We start from the raw sequence: 16,114 nt of genomic DNA on the forward strand, positions 1-16,114 counted from the left end.
CCATCCATGGCGCTCTGCGCCCCCGCCTGCCCACCCCACCCCGCCTTCGACAGTTTCCGGGCGCTGTTGGTAGGTGCCGACCGTTGGTCGGCACGGGGGTGGATCCCGTTGTTTGGCAACGGGCTCTGACCCTGGTTCTGCTCTGGTAGGTGTCGACCTTGGTCGACACGTTGTATGCGGAAAAATTCTTTGCCCATGAAAAAGCCCGCCTGATATGGCGGGCTTTTTCGTTTGCAACCCTGGCGTGGCGATCAGGTCCAGCCGAACAGTTCGAACAGCTTCAGGATCAGGTACGCACAGCCGCCGGCCGCCGGGATGGTCAGGATCCAGGCCCAGACGATGCGCTCGATCACGCCGAACTTCAGCGAACGCGGGTTCTTGGCGAAGCCGACACCCATGATCGCGGTGGAGATGCTGTGCGTGGTCGAGACCGGCATGCCGAAGTGGGCCGCCAGGGTCAGGATGGTGGCCGAGCTGGTCTCCGCGGCGAAGCCGTGGATCGGGTGCAGCTTGACCATCTTGTGGCCCAGGGTCTTGATGATTTTCCAGCCACCCGAAGCGGTACCGGCCGCCATCACCACCGCGCAGGTCAGCACGATCCACATGGCGATGCCGTCACCGGCGTGCGCGTCCGGGTGCATGAAGGCCAGCCAGGACGGCAGATCGTTCAGTGCGCCGGTGGCTTCGGCACCAATCAGGGTCATCGCGATGATGCCCATGGTCTTCTGCGCGTCGTTGTGGCCGTGGGCGAAGCCCATGTAGGCCGCCGAGGCGATCTGCGCCTTGCCGAAGAAGACATTGACGATGCGCGGGCGGGCCAGGCGGCCGATGGCGCCACCGACCTTGGCCAGGCCGGCGATCAGCGCCCACAGCAGCACCATCACCACAATGCCGAGCAGGAAGCCGGCGATCGGCGAGGTGATCATCGGCACGAACACCTTCCACAGCAGGCCCTTGTTCTGCGCCCAGCTGCCCAGGCGCTCGGACCAGATCAGGGCATCCCAGTTGTTGTGGGCCGCAGCCAGGCCGGCGCCGCAGAGGCCGCCGATCAGCGCGTGCGAGGACGAGGACGGCAGTCCCTTCCACCAGGTGATCAGGTTCCAGATGATGCCGCCCAGCAGCGCGCACAGGATCACCTGCGGGGTGACTTCCACCACGTTGGTGTTGAGCAGGCCCGAGGCGATGGTCAGCGCCACCGCCGTACCGGTCAGCGCACCGATGAGGTTCATGAAGGCGGCCAGCATCACCGCCCAGCCGGGCGAGAGCACCTTGGTCGCCACTACGGTGGCAATGGAATTGGCAGTGTCGTGGAAGCCGTTGATGAACTCGAAGACGAGCGCGGCCAGGATCACTACCAGGACAAGGGTCAACATGCGGCGGCGTCCGTCAGCTGTTCTTCAACACGATCTGGTACGCCACCACGCCAGCCTCGCGGCAACGGTCGATGGCCTTCTCCAGGATCTCGAAGAATTCCTTCAGCAGGAACATCTGCAGGTTGTCCAGGCGACCGGAGTAGATGTCGCGGTACAGCTCGAGCATCAGGCGGTCGGCCTCGTTCTCCAGCGAGCGCAGCTTCTCGTTCAGCGCGGTCATCCGGTCCAGGTTCATGTGGCGCAGGTCGGCCACCATCTCCACCACCACGCCGGCGGCCTGCTCCAGCATCGCCGCGCGCGGCGCGAAGTCGATGTGCTCCAGGTGGGTCGTGGCCAGCGAATAGCGATCGGCGAACTTCTCGATCTGCTTCGGAATCTTGTACAGGGCCGAACCCAGCGCTTCGATGTCTTCGCGCTCGATGGGGGTCATGAAGCTGTCCACCAGCGCCTGGCTGATCTTGTCAGAGGCCGCGCGTTCGCGCAGGCGGGCCAGCTTGAAGGCGTCCAGCGCGGGCTGGCGGTCGGCCTCGCGCAGCATGGAATGCAGCGCCTTGGCGGCATCGGAAGCCGCGACAGCAGCCTCATCGAGCAGGGTGTAGAACTGTTTGCCGGAACCGAAAATGGTCTGCAGAGAGAACATTGAGAAACCTGTCAGCCGTCGCGGGAAGGACGGCACCAGAGCGAATTATGACGGCTAGATGACCATCACGGGTATCCCCGCGCCCTTTCCGGGCTCTGGGAGCCCCAACCTGAACAGGCGGTTGCCACCCTGCCACGCCCCTTTGCTAAGATGCCAGCGCGCCTTCAGGCGCACCTTATGGACGACGACCCTTATCCCCCTGCGCCGCGCCGGACCCCGTTCCTGAGCGCCTGCCGCCATCGCAAGCACCCGCCCTCCCTGCCACCAACCGGGGACGACGCCCGTGTTTGAAATGATCCTGATTGTCTTCGCGCTGGTTCTGCTGAACGGCTTCTTCGCCATGTCCGAGATGTCGGTCATGACCTCGCGCAAGAGCCGCCTGAAGCAGATGGCCGCCACCTCCAAGCGCGCCGCCAAGGCGCTGGAGCTGTCGGAGAAGCCGGAGAGCTTCCTGTCCACCGTGCAGATCGGCATCACCGTGATCGGCGTACTCACCGGCTACCTCGGTGGTGATGCGATCGGCGACGCGATCGCCGGCTGGCTGCAGGGCCTGATGCCCGGCTTTGCGTACGCGCGCGAAGTAGGCACCGCCCTGGCGGTCTCGCTGATCACCTTCATCACGCTGATCTTCGGCGAACTGGTGCCCAAGCGCCTGGCCCTGACACGTTCCGAGGCCATTGCCGGCCTGGTCGCGATGCCGATGAGCTGGCTGGCCAGGCTCGCCCTGCCCTTCGTCTGGCTCCTGTCCAAGACTACCCAGCTGGTGCTGAAGGTGCTGGGCCTGGGCAAGGACGAGGCCGCGCAGGTGACTGAAGAAGAGATCCGGATGCTGGTGGCCGAGAGCCACGAGGCCGGCGTGATCGACGCCCACGAACGCGACATGATGAACCGCGTCATGCGCCTGGGCGACCGCACCGCCGACAGCCTGATGACGCCGCGCAACCGCATCGCCTGGCTCGACACCCAGGCCGGGCTGGAGCGCAATCTGGACATCATGGCCGAGCACGAGTTCTCCCGTTACCCGGTGTACCGCGACAACGACATGGACGTGGTCGGCGTGCTGGAGCTGAAATCGCTGGCCACGCGCATGGCGCGCGGCGACAACGCGCTGTTCCAGACCCTGCGCGAACCGCTGTACGTCTCCGAATCGACCCACGCGATGAAGCTGCTGGAGATCTTCCGCGAGGAACAGCAGTCGATGGCGCTGGTGGTGGACGAGTACGGCGAGATCCAGGGCCTGGTGACCATCAGCGACCTGATGGGCGCCGTGGTCGGCCGCCTGCAGGCGGTCGAGAATGCCGACGAGGATGCCCTGGTGGTGACCCGCGAGGACGGCTCGCTGCTGGTGGACGGCTCGCTGCCGATCGAAGACCTGCGCGAGCTGATCGGAAGCAACGACCTGCCCGATGCCGAGGACGGCGATTACTACACGCTGGCCGGCATGTGCATCCACTACTTCGGCCGCATCCCGCACGCAGGCGAGTACTTCGACTGGGCCGGCTGGCGCTTCGAGGTGGTCGACCTGGACGGTGCGCGGGTGGACAAGCTGCTGCTGCGCACGTTGTCCGACGAGCAGGCCGATGAGCTCACCGCCTGAGACCGGCCAGGGCCAAGGCGCTCAGCGCGCGGCCTACCGCAACGAGGGCATCCGCACCCTGCTGGAGATGTTCGCCTCCGGCGATCCCGCCGAGCACATGCCGCTCGGCCAGATCCTCAGCAACCTGCAGCAGAGCGCGTTCGGCGTGTTCCTGTTCGTGGCGATCCTGCCCTCGTTCATCCCGATCCCGGGCATGGGGGGTGCGGTCAGCGGCCCACTGGTGGTCCTGATCGGCCTGCAGATGCTGTGTTGCCTGCGCCGCCCCTGGCTGCCCGGTTTCATTGCCCGACGCGGGCCGAAGCGCGGCACCATGCACCGCTTCCTGGACCGTATCGATCGCCCGTTGCGGCGGCTGGACAGGATGCTGAAGCCACGCCTGCCGCAGCTGCTGACACCGCTGCCCGCACACGCGTTCACTGGCCTGCTGCTGGTGTTGCTGGGCCTGCTGCTGTCGTTGCCGATTCCGTTCACCAACTTCCTGTTCGGCTTCCAGCTGCTGCTGTTCTCGCTGGCGCTGCTGGAACGCGATGGTGCGCTGATGCTGTTCAACTGGATCGCCGCACTGGTGGCGATCGCGTTCTTCGGCTTCAGTTCGGGGCAGCTGGTGGGCTATACAGTGGAGCTGTTCCAGCGCTGGTTCTGAAGCGGCATCCGGTAGAGCCGGCCGCTGGCCGGCTGCCACGTTTCCAGGGTTGCCGGCCAGCGGCCGGCACTACCAATACCGGACATCGGTCATCACCGAAGATCGATGAAGCCGTTGTCGGCCAGCGCCGCCGGTTCGTCCTGCACCGCCGACAGCACGAAGCTCAATGCCTTGCCCAGCAGCGTGCCCGGGCCATCCCAGTATTCGGCGCTCTCGGCGCGCACGTGGATCAGGCGCAGGTTCGGATCGTCCTTGCCACCCGGGAAGAACAGTTTCATCGCCGGCGACCACAGCTCCTCGATCTTCGCGCGGTCATCGACGACGCGGGCACGCCCGGCCACCGAGACATAGGTGTTGTTCGAGGGCGAGGCATACGCCACGTTGACCCGCGGGTCGAGCGCGATCTCGGCCACCTTCGGGCTGTCGCCGGTGATCACGAACCACAGGTCGCCGTCAAAGGCGACCTGCTGGGTGGCCAGCGGCCGACTGTAGAGCCGTCCGTCGACGCCGGTGGTGGTGAACATGGCCACCTCCACATCCTTGATCAGTTCGGCCAGCTGGTTGACGTGTTCGGCACGGGTGTCGGCCATGTGGGGGACTCCATCGGAATGAGCCCCCATCAGACCGGGCACGGCCGCAACAGCCCGTGACGCAATTGTTCAGCCCGCGTGGCGGGCGTGCCAGGCCTGCATGGTCAGTTCGAACGAGCGCAAGCGCGCGCGGTGGTCGTACAGGTTGGCGGTGAGCATCAGCTCGTCGGGCCTGTGCCGTTCGACAAACGCGGCGATGCCCTCCCCGACCTGCTGCGGATCGCCCAGCACGGTGCAGGCCAGCGCCCGCTCCACCCCCAGTTTTTCGTGCGGCTCCCAGAAGGACTCGATGTCGTCGATCGGTGCCGGAATCTTGCCCGGCCGGCCACGACGCAGGTTGACGAAACTCTGCTGCTGGCTGGTGAAAAGGCGGCGCGACTCCGCCTCGCTGTCGCTGGCAACGACGTTCAGGGCCAGCATCGCGTGCGGCTGCTTCAGCGCCGCCGAGGGGCGGAACTCGCGGCGGTAGACAGCAAGGGCTTCGTCCATCGCGTCGGGTGCGAAGTGCGAGGCGAACGCATACGGCAGGCCCATCGACGCGGCCATGCGCGCGCCGAACAGGCTGGAACCGAGGATCCAGGTCGGTACCCGCAGGCCGCCACCTGGAACGGCCTGCACCGCCTGCCCCGGCTGAACCGGCTCGAAGTAGTGCAGCAGCTCGCGCACGTCCTGTGGGAACTGGTCCGCGCTGTCGAAGTAGCGGCGCAATGCACGCGCGGTCGGCTGGTCAGTACCCGGTGCGCGGCCCAGGCCCAGGTCGATCCGGTCCGGATACAGCGAGGCCAGCGTGCCGAACTGCTCGGCCACCTGCAGCGGGGCATGGTTGGGCAGCATGATGCCGCCGGCACCGACCCGGATGCGAAGGGTACCGCCGGCGACATGGCCGATCAGCACGGCGGTGGCCGCACTGGCGATGCCGGGCATGTTGTGGTGTTCGGCCAGCCAGTAGCGGCGGTAGCCCAGCGCATCGGCGTGCTGGGCCAGTTCCAGCATGTTGGCAAAGGCGGTGGTGGTGTCACTGCCCTCGCAGACCGGGGCTAGGTCAAGGATCGACAACGGGATCATCAGGCGTTTTTCCGTCACAGGATCCCCCATGCATGGGGACGACCCGGCGCAGCGGCCAGTGCCGGTGGCAGGATGCTGATTCCCGCAGCGCGGGTCCACGACTGGCTGCGCTTGATCCGGTAGAGCCGGCCGCTGGCCGGCAGGCAACGTGCCCTGGCAGCCGGCCAGCGGCCGGCTCTACCGGGGAATCGACATCCCGGCTTAGAACGCGCTGGGGCGCGGATCAGGCAACGGCTGGTCGACCATCGGCTTCAGTTCCGCATCCAGCGCAATGCGCTCATCGAACACGAAGCAGCGGCCTTCGTAGCCTTCGCCGCCCACTTCCTCGAAGTAGCCGAGGATGCCACCGTCCAGCTGCAGCACGTTGTCCATGCCGTCGTTGACCATCCACAGCGCCGCCTTCTCGCAGCGGATGCCGCCGGTGCAGAAACTGACCACGGTGCTGTCCTTCAGTGCTTCGCGGTGCGGCGCCAGCGCCTCCGGCAGGTCGGTGAACTTGTGGATGGGCAACACCAACGCATCCTTGAAGGTGCCGTACTCCACTTCCTGCAGATTGCGCGTATCGAGCATCACCACCGGCTTGCCGGCATCGTCATGCCCCTGCCGCAGCCAGCGCTGCACGGTGGCCGGATCCACCGCCGGCGCACGCGGATAGTCCAGCGGCTGGCCGTCATCACGGCGGAAGCTGATGATCTCGTCCTTCACCTTGGCCTTCAGCCGGGCGAACGGCTGGTGCTCGCTGAAGCTGGTCTTGACCCGCAAATCGGCAAAGCGCGCGTCAGAGCGCAGCGCTGCGTAGAAACCCTCGACCGCCTCTGGCGCACCCGCCAGGAACAGGTTCAGCCCCTCGCCCGCCACCAGGATCGTGCCGCGCAGCTGTGCCGCCTCGGCACACGCCAGCAGCTGGTCACACAGGGCCTGAGGGGCGTCGATGACGGCGAAATGGTAGGCAGCGGTATTGGCGATCATCCCGCCATTTTAGCGCCTCCCGCCCGCACAGACAGATTCAGGGGTCAGTGGCCTCTGCGCAGCAGAGGGATCCGACCCCAAGCCCGGCAGACACCCGGAATCTGTCAGGGGTGGGGCGGTGTGGGCAGGCGGGGGCGCAGAGCGCCATGGATGGCGCTCTACGAGGCACGCAGGAGCAGTGTTTTCCGTCCCCCGCCTCCCCACGCCGCCCCACCCTCCCACTGAAGCCCGGCTTTTGACGTCGCCGTTGCGTCTGCGGGTGCCGGGTGCAACCCGGCCGAAACCCCTTACCCCCGCAACAGCACGAACGGCAGCAGCACCAGCGCAGCGGCAGCGGCCATCCCCAGCAGCACCAGCATTACGAACAGCGGCCGCCGCCGGAACAGGCTGCCGAAGGTCTCCGCCGTGCCATCACGCAATGCCTGCTCACGCTCGGCACGGATGCGCGGCCCGCGTTCGGCCTGGTACTCCGCCATCAGCGCCTTCGCACGTGGATGATCGGCGTCCTCGCGCAGCCACAGGCCTCCGTTGGAAATGCCCCAGGGGCTGGGTTCGGTGCGGTACCAGGCGATGCCGTGCTGGTCGAGCAGCGTGCAGACATCGGCGTATTCGTCGTGACCGACATTGCGCAGATTGAGCAGGAGTTTTGCCATGTCCCCATGATACCCGGCGCCGATGCGCTACCCTTGCCGCCCTCGACCTGCGCCCTACCGGAGACGCCCGATGCGCCGCCTGCTGCTTCCCCTGCTGCTGTCCCTCGCCGCCGCTGGCTGCTCGACCGAACCGTCCGGCCCGCCGCCCGGCGGCACCCTGACCGCCTTCGAGCGGATCGATACCGTGCCAGGTACCGGTGCTGAAGCCGTTCCCGGCAGCAAGGTCACCGTGCACTACACCGGTTGGATCTACGACAACCGTACCGAGACCAAGCACGGCAAGACCTTCGACAGCTCCTTCAAGCACGGCCAACCGTTCACCTTCGCGCTTGGCGCCGGCCAGGTCATCCGCGGCTGGGATGAGGGCGTGGCCGGCATGAAAGTTGGCGGCAAGCGCACGCTGATGATCCCGCCGGACTACGGTTACGGCGACCGCAAGGTCGGCCCGATTCCGGCCGGATCGTCGCTGGTGTTCGACGTCGAGCTGCTCGATGTCAAACCGTGATGCCGCCATGCCCCACCGCGTCGCCGTCATCGGCGGTGGCCCGGCCGGCCTGTTCGCCGCCGAGCGCCTGCGCGCCGCCGGGCTGGACGTCGACCTGTACGAGGCCAAGGGGTCGCCCGGCCGCAAATTCCTGATCGCCGGCAAGGGCGGGCTCAACCTCACCCATTCCGATCCGCGTCCGCTGTTCGACAGCCGCTACCGCGAGCAGTCCACGGCCGTAGGCCGCTGGCTGGACGACTTCGATGCGCAGGCGCTGCGCGACTGGGCCGCCGGCCTGGGCGTGGAGACCTATGTGGGCAGCTCCGGCCGCGTGTTCCCGGTCGACCGGAAGGCTGCGCCGCTGCTGCGTGGCTGGGTGCGCCGGCTGAAGGAACAGGGTGTGCGCCTGCATGCCAACCACCGCTGGATCGGCTGGGGTGAGGATGGCGCGCTGCGATTTGAAACCGAAGATGGCGCCGTTGAAGTACATGCCGATGCCACCCTGCTGGCCATGGGCGGCGGCAGCTGGCCGCAGCTGGGCAGTGACGGCGCCTGGGTCGCGCCACTGCAGGCCCGTGGCGTGGACATCGCACCACTGCAGTCGGCCAACTGCGGTTTCGACGTGGGTTGGACCCCATTCTTCGCCCAACGCAATGCCGGCGCGCCGTTGAAGCCGGTGGTCGCGCACTGGATCGACCTGGCCGGACAGCCACGGTCGCTGCAGGGCGAATGCGTGGCCAGCGAGTACGGCATCGAAGGCAGCCTGATCTATGCGATGGCGGCGGACCTGCGCGAGACCATCAACCGCGAGGGCCACGCGATGCTGTGGCTGGATCTGGTACCGGGCCGCGACGAGGCGCGCCTGCTTGCCGATCTGTCACGCCCACGCAAGGGCCGCAGCTTCGGCGAGCACCTGCGCCGCCAAGCCGGCCTGGATGCAGTGAAAGCCGCACTGGTGTTCGAGATCCTGGGTAAAGAAGCGGGCAGCGACCTGCCTGCCGTGGCGGCTACGCTCAAGCGCCTGCCGCTGCGCCTGCTGCGTCCCCGGCCGATGGCCGAGGTGATCAGCACCGCCGGCGGCGTGCGCCTGGATGCGCTGGATGATGGCCTGATGCTGCGGGCAGTGCCCGGCGTGTTCTGCGCCGGCGAGATGCTGGACTGGGAAGCGCCGACAGGTGGCTACCTGTTGACCGCGTGCTACGCCAGTGGCCTGCGTGCTGCGGAAGGCGTAATCGGGTGGCTGGCCGGGCGGTGACGCCTGCCTTGTAGCGTCGAGCCATGCTCGACGGCGTTACCTGTAGAGCCGAGCCCATGCTCGGCTTGAGTCAAAAGCAGCCGAGCGTGGGCTCGGCTCTACAGAACGCAGAAAACGAGCACTCACCACGGCCGGCGCATGCTCACTGAAGCCAGCGCCACGCCGCTGGGATGCGGGTAGGCCTCTTCGCGCACGCTGACGAACCCCTGGCGTTGATAGAACGGCACGGCGTTGAGCGAGGCCGACAGCACCACCTCACGTTCACGATCGGCCATCGCCAGCAGGCGCTGCATCAACGCCTGGCCAATGCCCTGGCCGCCATGATCCGGATTGACGAACAACGCATCGACTTCATTGGCATCGGCATCAAAGACGCCGAAGCCGAGCAGGCCACCCTGCCCGTCCTCGGCCACTACGCATCCGCCCTGCGACAACAGCCGCGCATACTGCGACGGTGGCGGCGAGGCAGACCAGGGCGCAATGACTTCGGGCGGGTAATGGCTGCTGCAGGTCTCGCGCACGCAACGCGTGCGCAGCGCCCACAACATGGCCACGTCATCCATGGTGCCGGTCCTGAACTGCATTACATCTCCTTGTAGAGCCGAGCCTATGCTCGGCTGCTTCTCGATCACGCATCGCGATGTTGGAACGAAGATCAGCCGAGCATGGGCTCGGCTCTACAACATCACGTTATCGCGACTTGCTGGCGCGCAGCGCCTGGATCTTCGGCGGTGGCTGGAACGAGTCGCTGCGCGCATCGGCCCAGAACGCATGGAACACCGCATGGTCGGGCACCTTGTGCAGCAGTTCGCCTGGCTCCAGGTAGCGGTACAACGAGGCCAGCGAACGGATCTCCACCGGCGAGACACGGCGCAGGATGTGTTCCGGCCCCAGCTCGGCCGGATCATTGAGGCCAGCGGCACACAGCAGTTCCTTCAAGGCATGCAGCGTGTGCTCGTGGTAGCTGTAGACACGAGCAGCCTTGTCCGGTGCATCCAGATGCTTCCAGCGCGCGGGATCCTGGGTAGCGATCCCGGTCGGACACTTGTCGGTATGGCAGCTCAGCGACTGGATGCAGCCCAGCGCGAACATGAAGCCTCGGCCGGCATTGCACCAGTCGGCCCCCAACGCGATGGTCCGTGCGATGTCGAACGCACTGGTGATCTTGCCGGCCGCGCCGATGCGGATGCGCTCACGCAGGTCGAGGCCGACCAGGGTGTTGTGCACCAGCAGCAGTGCCTCATGCATCGGCACGCCGACATGATCGACGAACTCGGCCGGTGCCGCGCCGGTGCCGCCTTCGGCGCCATCCACCACGATGAAGTCCGGCAACAGGCCGGTTTCCTGCATCGCCTTGGCGATGCCGAACCATTCCCACGGGTGGCCGATGGCCAACTTGAAACCGACCGGCTTGCCACCGGACAGTTCGCGCAGGCGGGCCACGAACTGCAACAGTTCAACCGGCGTGGAGAACGCCGAATGGCGCGACGGCGACACGCAGTCAACGCCCATCGGCACGCCACGGGTCACCGAGATCTCGGCGGTCACTTTCGGTGCCGGCAGCACACCACCGTGGCCCGGCTTGGCCCCCTGCGACAGCTTGATCTCGATCATCTTGACCTGATCGTGGGTAGCGTTGGCAACGAAGCGCTCCTCGCTGAAACCACCTTTCTCGTCACGGCAACCGAAGTACCCCGAGCCGATCTCCCACACCAGGTCGCCGCCCATTTCGCGGTGGTAGGGCGAAATCGATCCTTCGCCGGTGTCGTGGTAGAAGCCACCGCGGCGCGCGCCTTCGTTCAGTGCGCGGATCGCATTGGCTGACAGCGAGCCAAAGCTCATCGCCGAGATGTTGAACACGCTGGCCGAATAAGGCTTGGCGCAGTTCGGGCCGATCAGGACGCGGAAGTCATGCTTGGCAATCGTCGTCGGTGCCAGCGAATGGTTGATCCACTCGTAGTCCACCGCATAAGTGCTGCGCAGGGTGCCGAACGGCACCGTGTCCATCTCGTTCTTTGCGCGCTGGTAGATCAGCGCGCGCTGCTGGCGCGAGAACGGCACGTCTTCCAGGTCGCTCTGCACGAAGTACTGGCGGATCTCCGGACCGATCGACTCCAGCCCGTAACGGAAGTGCGCCATCACCGGATAATTGCGGCGCAACGTGCTGCGTTTCTGCAGCAGGTCCCAGGTCCCCAGCGCCACCATCGCGGCAGTCAGGCCGACGCCCCAGTACCACGCTGGCCAGATCGTGGCCAGCCACAGGCATATCGGGAACATCAGGATGGCGAGCAGGTAGACGATATACCGGTGCATGGCGTTCCTCGGTTGCAACTGCCCCCGAGTCTACCGCGCCGTTCGCAGCCGGGGCTTACAAACGATCGTCAACCACGTTGCGCGGCCAGGCCGATTTCACGTCGTAGACCAGGCCACCGGGCGCCAGCAGCGCCCGGATTGCGGATTCATCCATCGCCTTGAACCGGGCGTGGGCCACCGCCAGCACCACCGCGTCATAGCGCCCTGCCCCGGGCTCGGCCAGCCAGTCCAGGCCCTCGCCGGTCAATGCCGCCGGGCCGACCCACGGGTCGCTTACCTCGACCCTCGCACCGGCATCGCGCAAGCGCTGTGCCAGTTCCAACGCGCGACTGTTGCGCAGGTCCGGGCAATCCTCCTTGAAGGTCACGCCCAGGACCAGGATGCGTGCATCCGCCGGCGCACGGCCACGCTCGGCCAGCATCGCCAGCACCCGAGCCGCTACGTGCTCGCCGACGCGGTTATTGACCTGTCGCGCGGTGTGGATCAGGTCCGGGTGGTAACCCACGCTCTCGGACTTGTGCAGCAGGTAGTACGGATCGACGCCGATGCAGTGACCACCGACCAGGCCCGGGCGGAACGGCAGGAAGTTCCACTTGCTGCCGGCGGCATCCAGCACGTCCTGGGTGTCGATGCCGAGCCGGTCGAAGATCAGGGCCAGCTCGTTGACCAGCGCGATGTTGACGTCACGCTGGATGTTCTCGACCACCTTGGCCGCTTCAGCCACGCGCATCGAAGGGGCCGGGAACGTACCGGCGGCAATGATGCGCTGGTACAGACCATCAATCACCGCAGCGACCTCCGGGGTCGATCCGGAGGTGATCTTGCGGATGTCGGCAAGGCGCCGCTGGCGGTCACCGGGGCTGACCCGTTCGGGGCTGTAGCCGCAGTAGAAGTCTTCGTTGAAGCGCAGGCCGGACCCTTGTTCCAGCAGCGGCACGCACACTTCCTCGGTGGTTCCGGGGTAGACCGTGGACTCGTAGATCACCAGATCTCCGGCGCGGAGATGGCTGGCAATCAGGCGCGTGGCCGAACGCAACGGCTCCAGATCGGGCTGTTCGTAGGCATCGATCGGGGTCGGCACGGTGACGATGTAGACATTGCAGGCATCAAGCAGTGCCGGATCGCTGCCGTACTGCAACAGGTGCGCACTGGCCAGCTCGTCGGCTTCCATTTCCAGTGTGTGGTCCTGGCCGCTGCGCAGCTCGGCGATGCGACCGGCGTCGATATCGAAGCCCAACGTCGGCCACTGCCGGCCAAACGCCACCGCCAACGGCAGGCCGACATAGCCCAGGCCGACCACCGCAAACCGAGGGTCACTGGCCGCCGCAACCGGCACACTCATCGGCACATCCCATGCAATCGATGCAATCGCACATACGCTGCCATGGCTTCGGCCAACACACTCATCTGCTGCACCACTCCGGAAAACCTGCGCCAGAAAGGCTACAGCCTACCGGCCCCGGCGCCCTGCCGCCAAGGCGGGCTCAGGACCCCAACGCCACCGCCGCCGGTTCCAGCTCACCGTCGGCACCGGTCCAGGCCTGCAGCAGGCGTTCAAATCCACCGCTGCCAAGCAGGAAGCCGGGCCAAGCGGCGTCGACGATCTGCGCCAGTGGTTCTGGCTCGATGCGCCGCGTACCCATCGACCAGCGCGGAAATGCCCGCTGCACCACCGGAGCGCGGCACAGTACGTGCAGCTGCCCATGGCTGCGCGCGTTGAGGATGCGCTGGAACACCGAATCGATACCGTCCTGCGGGCCTTCGAGATACTGCAGGAAACGGCTGCCATCGAACATCAGGACGCCGGTGACTCCAGCTACACGATTGAATGCCGTGGCATCGGCCAGCAGGCGGTCAAGATCGGTTGTCTGCAGATCGGCGCGGGCCTCGCTGGCATAGGCAATCGCGTGCAGCGACATCAGATGGCTCCCCCCCTGGGAACGATGGCAGGGACTATGACATGAATACGATCGGCAGTTAAGCACGCGACCGCCGTGATGCAAACAGGCCGAGGCACCGCAGGTGGGCTACAATCGGCGCCGCGCTGCTGGCCCGGATGGCGAAACTGGTAGACGCATCGGACTTAAAATCCGCCGGGGGCAACCCCATGCCGGTTCGATTCCGGCTCCGGGCACCATCGCATGTTTCAGGTAGCCAACGTGTTCGCCACGATTCACCCCGATTCGGCACGAAATCAGCCACTTAGCGCAATCCGGATTTCCGAGATCACCACGATTTGCCCGGACTTGCCCGGCTACTCTCCCCAAAAATTCCCCATATGATGCGGCCATGGCCAGCATCCAAAGATCCGGGAACAAGTGGCGCGTGCAGGTGTACGTGGCGGGCGTTCGCGACTCGACTACCAAACACACGAAGCAGGAAGCCGCGAAGTGGGCTCTTGAGCGAGAGGCTGAGCTGCGCGGCGGGAAGCTGCCAGATAAGTCGCTGCGCGACGCCATGCGCCGCTACGTCAAGGAAGAGGCGCCCAAGCGAGCTGGCGAACAGTGGGAGTCGGTCCGAATAGCTGCCTGGGAGCGATCTCTGCCACTTCTCGATCGCCGCATCGCGGCAATCGACAGCTCGGACATCATCGCTTGGCGAGATGGAAGACTTAAGCAGGTCAAGCCTGGGACGGTTGCTCGCGAAATGAACCTGATGCGGTCAGTATTCGAGACGGCGCGCCGGGAATGGAAGTGGATCAAGCAGAACCCCATGTCAGACGTTCGCTGGCCGCAACAGCCTAAAGGTCGCGCGCGACGCGTATCTCCCACTGAGGAAGCCGACCTGATCGCCGCGTTCGGGCTCGACAAGGATCTGTCCGCGGAAACGGCCACCCAGCGGACGGGCTTGGCCTTCCTGCTCGCCTTAGAGACAGCCATGCGGTCTGGAGAGATACTCTCGCTGACTTGGCCGAATGTGCATCTGTCCGAGCAGTACGTTCACCTACCAAAAACCAAGAACGGCGACGCGAGAGATGTGCCGCTTAGCCTGCGGGCTTGCGAGATCCTGAAGACACTTCCTCTTGGCTTCGGGCCGGTCTTCCAGCTCAAGTCTGCCGTGTGCGATGCGCTCTGGCGAAAAGTCCGCGATTCGACCGGACATAGGGAAGTGCACTTCCACGACAGCCGAGCCGAGGCCATCTGGCGGCTCTCGAAGAAGTTGGACATCCTGCAGTTGGCTCGAATCATCGGGCATCGAGATCTCAAGTCTTTGATGATCTACTACCATGAGCCTGCCTCAGAGATCGCCCGCCAGCTTGGATGACGCGCAGCTTGCGGCCTCCCCTGGGGACTAAAGATGCGCAACGCAGTGAAGGACGGAATTCTCGGGCAAGACGAGCGCTTCCGGCTCCACAGCTTGAAGCACCCCTGCGTGACCGACACCAAGGGCGACAAGAAGGAGGCAAGCGGCCACAAAACCGATTCAATGACACACTTCTATGGCCACACCGTTCCATTGGTTCCGGAACCGGGTGAATCTGGAGACTAAAGTTCAGGCGCCATCGACAGCTAATCTATTTCACCCGACTACCGACTAGCGCCATGAATCGACCAGTGATGCGACCGAAGTTGAAGCTAAGCAATCCAGAGCTTCCGCCGATGTTCTCTGAGTATGAGAAAATTGCGAGCAAAATGCCCGCATGGGCAGTTCGCAAAGCGCTGATGGGTGACTATCCGCGTCATTTGTACAACTATCTGCGATTTGACCCCGACTCCAAAGAAAGTCGGCGGAACCTGAGTACTATGCTCTTGGATTCAAATCTGTACCTGGCAGATCCTGCAGACTTCAACGACCCGTTTGAATTCAAAAACAAGCTTGTTTTAGATGATGATGATGTGCTCCAACGCTACTTCGGCGCCATTTTCAGAGAAACCTATCCGGACTTGGATAAGCCAACCTCGGCCTTTAACGCCTTGCTCGAGACACTGATTGATGAAGTGAAGAGCACATCGGGGCAGATGTTTAGCGCCCTCTTTGAAACGCATAGCCACGGGGTGCACTGCTTCACGCCTGAGCCCAAGAGTCAGCTTATGTGGTCGCACTACGCCGACTCGCATCGCGGAATTTGTTTGCAATTCCGGACTTCCTACGACGTGCGCACGTTCCTAGCCGCCGGACCCGTGGACTACTGCGACGACTTCCCGGAGTTCCATTTCCCGACAGCTCCGAAGGAAGACACCATCGCGATGATGATGCGCAAGGGCACCGCATGGGCGTATGAAAAGGAACGCAGGATTGTAATGCTGGCGATCAACAGCCGCCTTCTGCCTTTCCGTCCACAGGCTCTGACCGGGCTGATCCTTGGCGGCCGCTTCCCCGAAAAGCATCTTCCTGCGATTAAACAGATGCTCAACGAGCGGATTGAGAATGGCCTTCCGCCGATCCGCCTGTATCAAGCGGAGACTGAAAAATCAGCTTATAGGCTCACCGTTCGCTCGGAAGGAAATCCCAAAGCCGTTTCCGGACCTGTTTTCGGAGCGATTCCATGGGATGCGGCATTTGAAAGATAAGCCATTGATTCCAATGGCGCG

General features: G+C 64.9%; 17 protein-coding genes and 1 tRNA gene. 8 read left to right on the forward strand and 10 right to left on the reverse strand.

Annotated features, from left to right (window positions below):
- Positions 1-251 precede the first annotated feature (251 nt).
- Positions 252-1,373 (reverse strand): inorganic phosphate transporter, encoded by a 1,122-nt coding sequence (locus AC5P7R_RS15140; RefSeq protein ID WP_495214013.1) that lies wholly within the window; start codon positions 1,371-1,373, stop codon positions 252-254.
- A gap of 13 nt (positions 1,374-1,386) precedes the next feature.
- Positions 1,387-2,013, reverse strand: coding sequence for a DUF47 domain-containing protein (locus tag AC5P7R_RS15145; RefSeq protein ID WP_004152833.1), 627 nt, complete (start codon positions 2,011-2,013; stop codon positions 1,387-1,389).
- Between the two features lie 292 nt (positions 2,014-2,305).
- Here AC5P7R_RS15145 and AC5P7R_RS15150 point away from each other — a divergent pair, with 292 nt between their 5' ends.
- Positions 2,306-3,610 carry a hemolysin family protein gene (locus tag AC5P7R_RS15150; RefSeq protein ID WP_005416017.1) on the forward strand — a complete coding sequence of 435 codons (1,305 nt, stop codon included), beginning with the start codon at positions 2,306-2,308 and terminating at the stop codon, positions 3,608-3,610.
- The gene (locus AC5P7R_RS15155; protein WP_021204405.1) at positions 3,594-4,253 is read left to right on the forward strand and encodes an exopolysaccharide biosynthesis protein; all 660 of its coding nucleotides are present in this window, start codon (positions 3,594-3,596) and stop codon (positions 4,251-4,253) included. The genes AC5P7R_RS15150 and AC5P7R_RS15155 overlap by 17 nt, the downstream gene beginning before the upstream one ends.
- A 92-nt stretch (positions 4,254-4,345) precedes the next feature.
- On the opposite strand, the gene AC5P7R_RS15160 is transcribed toward AC5P7R_RS15155, so the two are convergent.
- From AC5P7R_RS15160 to AC5P7R_RS15175, 4 genes are all read right to left on the reverse strand, one after another.
- Positions 4,346-4,843 (reverse strand): pyridoxamine 5'-phosphate oxidase family protein, encoded by a 498-nt coding sequence (locus AC5P7R_RS15160; RefSeq protein ID WP_021204404.1) that lies wholly within the window; start codon positions 4,841-4,843, stop codon positions 4,346-4,348.
- A 69-nt stretch (positions 4,844-4,912) separates the two neighbouring features.
- On the reverse strand, positions 4,913-5,908 hold the full coding sequence (locus tag AC5P7R_RS15165; protein ID WP_227852142.1) for an LLM class flavin-dependent oxidoreductase: 996 nt from the start codon (positions 5,906-5,908) through the stop codon (positions 4,913-4,915).
- A gap of 201 nt (positions 5,909-6,109) precedes the next feature.
- Positions 6,110-6,877: a sulfurtransferase gene (locus AC5P7R_RS15170; RefSeq protein WP_227853869.1), complete on the reverse strand. Its 768-nt coding sequence runs from the start codon at positions 6,875-6,877 to the stop codon at positions 6,110-6,112.
- A 287-nt stretch (positions 6,878-7,164) separates the two neighbouring features.
- Positions 7,165-7,530, reverse strand: a complete 366-nt coding sequence (locus AC5P7R_RS15175; RefSeq protein WP_478436368.1) for a DUF6164 family protein — start codon at positions 7,528-7,530, stop codon at positions 7,165-7,167.
- Positions 7,531-7,600: 70 nt separating this feature from the next.
- Here AC5P7R_RS15175 and AC5P7R_RS15180 point away from each other — a divergent pair, with 70 nt between their 5' ends.
- Both AC5P7R_RS15180 and AC5P7R_RS15185 read left to right on the forward strand, forming a co-directional pair.
- The gene (locus AC5P7R_RS15180; protein WP_134729552.1) at positions 7,601-8,035 is read left to right on the forward strand and encodes an FKBP-type peptidyl-prolyl cis-trans isomerase; all 435 of its coding nucleotides are present in this window, start codon (positions 7,601-7,603) and stop codon (positions 8,033-8,035) included.
- Positions 8,022-9,269 carry a TIGR03862 family flavoprotein gene (locus tag AC5P7R_RS15185; protein WP_134729550.1) on the forward strand — a complete coding sequence of 416 codons (1,248 nt, stop codon included), beginning with the start codon at positions 8,022-8,024 and terminating at the stop codon, positions 9,267-9,269. The genes AC5P7R_RS15180 and AC5P7R_RS15185 overlap by 14 nt, the downstream gene beginning before the upstream one ends.
- 122 nt (positions 9,270-9,391) lie before the next feature.
- Here AC5P7R_RS15185 and AC5P7R_RS15190 read toward each other — a convergent pair whose 3' ends face one another.
- The 4 genes from AC5P7R_RS15190 to AC5P7R_RS15205 form a co-directional block, all read right to left on the reverse strand.
- A complete protein-coding gene (locus tag AC5P7R_RS15190) occupies positions 9,392-9,853 on the reverse strand; it encodes a GNAT family N-acetyltransferase (protein ID WP_111102018.1) in 462 nt (153 codons plus the stop codon).
- Between the two features lie 106 nt (positions 9,854-9,959).
- Positions 9,960-11,582, reverse strand: coding sequence for an FMN-binding glutamate synthase family protein (locus tag AC5P7R_RS15195; RefSeq protein WP_021204397.1), 1,623 nt, complete (start codon positions 11,580-11,582; stop codon positions 9,960-9,962).
- A gap of 55 nt (positions 11,583-11,637) precedes the next feature.
- Positions 11,638-12,924: a nucleotide sugar dehydrogenase gene (locus tag AC5P7R_RS15200; RefSeq protein WP_019658900.1), complete on the reverse strand. Its 1,287-nt coding sequence runs from the start codon at positions 12,922-12,924 to the stop codon at positions 11,638-11,640.
- Positions 12,925-13,066: 142 nt separating this feature from the next.
- Complete coding sequence (locus tag AC5P7R_RS15205; protein WP_019658901.1) at positions 13,067-13,501, reverse strand: BLUF domain-containing protein; 435 nt, start codon at positions 13,499-13,501, stop codon at positions 13,067-13,069.
- Positions 13,502-13,632: 131 nt separating this feature from the next.
- On the opposite strand from AC5P7R_RS15205, the gene AC5P7R_RS15210 reads away from it, so the two are divergent.
- The 4 genes from AC5P7R_RS15210 (at position 13,633) to AC5P7R_RS15225 (ending at position 16,093) form a co-directional block, all read left to right on the forward strand.
- Positions 13,633-13,719: transfer RNA gene (locus tag AC5P7R_RS15210), tRNA-Leu, on the forward strand.
- Positions 13,720-13,871: 152 nt separating this feature from the next.
- On the forward strand, positions 13,872-14,846 hold the full coding sequence (locus tag AC5P7R_RS15215) for a tyrosine-type recombinase/integrase (protein WP_478436366.1): 975 nt from the start codon (positions 13,872-13,874) through the stop codon (positions 14,844-14,846).
- A gap of 33 nt (positions 14,847-14,879) precedes the next feature.
- Positions 14,880-15,071, forward strand: a complete 192-nt coding sequence (locus AC5P7R_RS15220; RefSeq protein WP_495214014.1) for a hypothetical protein — start codon at positions 14,880-14,882, stop codon at positions 15,069-15,071.
- Between the two features lie 53 nt (positions 15,072-15,124).
- Complete coding sequence (locus tag AC5P7R_RS15225) at positions 15,125-16,093, forward strand: DUF2971 domain-containing protein (protein ID WP_478436364.1); 969 nt, start codon at positions 15,125-15,127, stop codon at positions 16,091-16,093.
- Positions 16,094-16,114: the final 21 nt, after the last annotated feature.

This window comes from Stenotrophomonas sp. YJH_SMC_27 (genome assembly GCF_059369815.1).